At 65.2% G+C, this 2189-nt stretch carries 2 protein-coding genes; one reads left to right on the top strand and one right to left on the bottom strand.

Annotation, left to right across the window (positions count from 1 at the left end; translation table 11 throughout):
• Positions 1–233: hypothetical protein (locus tag QZ588_RS18075; RefSeq protein ID WP_295544508.1), on the bottom strand; the 233-nt coding region annotated here is incomplete at its 3' end.
• 467 nt (positions 234–700) lie between these two features.
• Between QZ588_RS18075 and QZ588_RS18070 the strand changes: the two genes are divergently transcribed.
• Positions 701–2189: DNA methyltransferase (locus tag QZ588_RS18070; protein WP_366929613.1), on the top strand; the 1489-nt coding region annotated here is incomplete at its 3' end.

Here is a 2189-nt window from a genome sequence, read left to right as displayed (position 1 = left end):
CCTTGGATAGACAGGTCGAAACCCTCCGCACTAACGTATCGAAAGTTACCGAAATAGGTACCTTGTACGATCCTGACCTCATCATCCTCACCATTGATCGCCGCAGTGGAGAGGGCGGTCTGCAGGCCTGTGGCCGTGTCGACGCAGAAGACTTCCGCTTGGCTGGACAAGGGCATTGTGGACAACCACAGTGCTCCGGTGAGGACGGCGGCGGTGGAGATGGAACGGTGCATAGGGGGGCTCCCAGGTAGAGGATCGGGGTACTGGTGGCCAGGCGACGAACGAACGCGGTGCTGAAAGTCGCACTCGCCACGCTGCGCTCGATGGCAGAGGTTTGTGTACGAATCCGAGTATACCCAAGATCCGCCTCGCGTTGCGTTAAATCTTTTCTGCGTGTTCGTCGCGCAAACGGACTTTTTGGCTGCGCTTGGCTGGCCTTCGCTGGCAGCGGGGGGTCTCCGTTGGGGCGTCTGCGTGATGGCGTTGACTGCCTCAGCACGAACGCAACCAGGTGCGTCGGTCGGTGCAGAACGGGCGGTTGGGAGGCAGCTGCGCAAGCGGCCCCCGTGAGATATACAGGCAAGCAAAGGTCCGCCGCTGGCGCATTCGGGCCAGCACCGCCACGCCAAGGCAGCACGACCCCGGCACTTCGTTTACATGCGTGCGCATTGTTAGACCCACCCACGAGACCCCCGCGCACATGACCCCCGCAGATTTCGTCGCCAAGTGGAAGCCCGCGACTCTCAAGGAGCGCTCCGCCGCCCAGGAGCATTTCACCGACCTCTGCCGGATGCTCGGCGAGCCGACACCGGCGGAAGCCGACCCCACCGGCGACTGGTTCTGCTTCGAGCGCGGGGCGAGCAAGGCGGGGGGCGGTGACGGCTGGGCGGATGTTTGGCGCCGTGGCTGCTTCGGCTGGGAGTACAAGGGCAAGGGCAAGAATCTGAAGCAGGCGTTCAAGCAGCTCCAGCTCTACGCCCCTGCGCTTGAGAACCCGCCGCTGCTGATCGTCTCGGACATCGACACCATCACCATCCATACCAACTTCACCAGCATGGTGCCCGAGCGGCACGTTCTGACGCTGGATGATCTGCTGGATGCCGGTCAGCGCAAGCTGCTGAAGTGGGCCTTCACCGACCCCGAGCAATTGCGCCCCGACAAGCCGGTGGCGGCGCTCACCGAGGAGGCGGCGGGGCGCTTGGCCAGGCTCGCGACCGAGCTGTGCGACCGCGGGCACGACCCCCGGCCCGTGGCACACTTCCTGAATCGGGTGCTGTTCTGCCTGTTCGCTGAGGACGTGGGCCTGCTGCCGGGGGAGCTGTTCAGCAAGCTGCTGGAAGCCGCACGCCCGGCCCCGGCGGACCTGCCGGACATGCTGCGCGATCTGTTCGGTGCCATGCAGCACGGCGGGCGGCTGGGCTTCGAGCGCATCGACCGGTTCAACGGCGGGCTGTTCGATTCCGACGATGTGCTGCCGCTGGAGCCGGCGGAGATCAAGACGTTGCTCGGTCTCGCCAAGCTCGATTGGTCCGCCATCGAGCCGAGCATCTTCGGCACCCTGTTCGTGCGTGGGCTCGACCCGGACATGCGCAGCCAGTTGGGCGCGCACTACACCGATACCGATTCCATCATGCGCATCGTCAACCCGGTCATCGTGGAGCCGCTACGGGATGCGTGGGCGCAGACCAAGGCGCGCATCAGCGCGGACCTGGCGAAAGCTGCGCAGGCCAAGGGCGCATCAGGCGCCACCAGGGCGCGCAACGCCGCCGAGAAGCATCTACAGGCTTACCTTGCCCGCCTGGCAGGCTTCCGTGTCCTTGACCCCGCCTGCGGTTCGGGGAACTTCCTGTACCTTGCCCTGCGGGCGCTGAAAGACCTGGAGCACGAGGTGATTCTGCAAGCCGAGGCCATGGGTCTGCCGCGCGCCTTCCCCATGGTCGGCCCCGAGGCGGTGCTCGGCATCGAGATCAACCCCTACGCCGCTGAGCTGGCGCGCGTGACGATCTGGATCGGTGAGATTCAGTGGATGCTGCAACACGGTTTCGACCTCGACCGCAGTCCGATCCTGAAGCCGTTGCAGAACATCGAGAACCGGGATGCGGTGCTGGGCACCGATGCCGACGGGCATCCCGTGGAGCCGGAGTGGCCGGAGGCGGATGCGATCGTTGGGAATCCGCCGTTTTTGGGCG

The organism is uncultured Thiohalocapsa sp. (assembly GCF_913062725.1).
In the GTDB taxonomy this organism is placed as follows: domain Bacteria; phylum Pseudomonadota; class Gammaproteobacteria; order Chromatiales; family Chromatiaceae; genus Thiohalocapsa.
The sequence above is the reverse complement of the archived record's forward strand: the minus strand, read 5'-3'. Positions and strand labels throughout refer to the sequence as shown.